Origin of the sequence: Lentzea sp. NPDC060358 (genome assembly GCF_042725365.1) — a bacterium.
Classification (GTDB): Bacteria; Actinomycetota; Actinomycetes; order Mycobacteriales; family Pseudonocardiaceae; genus Lentzea.
In genome coordinates this window covers 1-1,450 of the sequence record NZ_JBHXCW010000469.1, presented here as the reverse complement: position 1 = coordinate 1,450, position 1,450 = coordinate 1, and the positions used below count along the sequence as shown (strand labels likewise).

Sequence of the window (1,450 nt, the reverse complement as noted above, 5' to 3'; positions counted from 1 at the left end):
GCGCCGGCACCCCGCACATCAGGGCGTCACTTGCAGGTGCTGCTCACCGACGAGCAGATCCCGTTGCAGTTGAAGCGGTACCCCTTCTTGCAGCACTGCCCGTGCTCCGGCACGCAGGCGCCGGCGTCGATCCTCGGCAGCACGAGTCCGACGAGCCGCTCACCGGCCAGCTTCGCGAAACGCTTCACGAGTCCGCTCCTCCCAGTTGCCAACAGAACGCCCCCACGGTCGCCCGGCCGGGCGGGTGAGCGGAAGGAGGGTCGGACAGTGTCGGACGGGGTCGGACACCGGCGATTCCAGCCGGGGTGTGGTGGCGGCAGAGCGGTTTTAGATCGATCGGGGCATCGACCGGGGTCCCCGTGCGTGAATCATGGGAGCATGCGGGCGGACCAGTCCTTCTGGGGGATGCTCCACGAGCGCGATCGCACGGCGTTGGAAGCCGCGGCGACGCGCGTGCTGTTCCAGTCCGGTTCGGTGATCTGCCACCAGGGCGACACCTCGCGCAACGTCCTGCTGGTGTCGCACGGCAGGGTCAAGGTCAGCCGGTTCGCCCTCACCGGCGAGGAGACGGTGCTGGCCGTGCGGGGCCCCGGCGAGATCATCGGCGAGCTGAGCGCCATCGACGGGCGGCACCGGTCCGCGACCCTGACGGCCGTGGACCCAGTCAGCGGCATGGTGATCCACGCGTCGACGCTGAAACGGCTGTGCACCGCGCACCCGGAGATCGCCTGGGCGATGCTGCGGGTCGTGGCGGCGCGGCAGCGGGCCACGGGCGAACAGCAGGACCTGCGCACCGGGCCGTCGCTGCACCGGGTGGGCGCGGTGCTGCTCGACCTGGCCCACCGCGGGACCGACGACCTGATCGCCACGGTGCCGCTCAGCCAGCGCGAACTGGCCGGAATCGCCGGGATCTCGCGAGAAACCGTGTCGAGGCACTTGAAGACGTTGCGGGACGCGGGGATCATCTCCACCAACCGCACCAGCATCAGGATTCTGCGCGAGGACGAATTGCGCAAGCTCTGTGGCATCTGACGCAGACGGTGCCGTCCGACAGGCGTTTCCTTGGGGACACAGACGAAGAACACTCACCCAGGAGCCGTCATGAAGCGCCAGTCTCTGCCGGAAACCAGCTCCCGCAAGCAGATGCAGCGCGCGCGGCGCAAGCACACGGAGCGGGTGGTGTACGCCGTCGTCTTCACCGCTGTCGAACTGTGGGCCGTCGTCGCCGCGATCGTGCTGCTCGACGACTCCGGTGTGCTCGCCGTGGCCGTCGCCGTCGTGCTGTCGGCAGCGCTCATCGCCGTGTGGGACACATGGCACTCGGTACTCGCGAACGGTCGGGCGTTGCGCGAGAACCTGCCGGAGCAATGTCCCGCCGAAGGGGTCGTGCCGGACCACCGCGTCAACCTGGTGCGGCTCTGACCCCCGGGGTGTGGCCGCGGCGTAGGGG

Annotated in this window: 3 protein-coding genes; 2 read left to right on the top strand and 1 reads right to left on the bottom strand. The window is 69.4% G+C overall.

The window, feature by feature from the left end; genetic code table 11:
* Positions 1 to 26: 26 nt before the first annotated feature.
* Complete coding sequence (locus ACFWGZ_RS40960) at positions 27 to 188, bottom strand: hypothetical protein (protein WP_330857120.1); 162 nt, start codon at positions 186 to 188, stop codon at positions 27 to 29.
* A gap of 190 nt (positions 189 to 378) precedes the next feature.
* Here ACFWGZ_RS40960 and ACFWGZ_RS40955 point away from each other — a divergent pair, with 190 nt between their 5' ends.
* The gene (locus tag ACFWGZ_RS40955) at positions 379 to 1,032 is read left to right on the top strand and encodes a Crp/Fnr family transcriptional regulator (protein ID WP_382456966.1); all 654 of its coding nucleotides are present in this window, start codon (positions 379 to 381) and stop codon (positions 1,030 to 1,032) included.
* Between the two features lie 69 nt (positions 1,033 to 1,101).
* Positions 1,102 to 1,422 carry a hypothetical protein gene (locus ACFWGZ_RS40950; protein WP_382456965.1) on the top strand — a complete coding sequence of 107 codons (321 nt, stop codon included), beginning with the start codon at positions 1,102 to 1,104 and terminating at the stop codon, positions 1,420 to 1,422.
* The last annotated feature ends 28 nt before the right edge of the window (positions 1,423 to 1,450 follow it).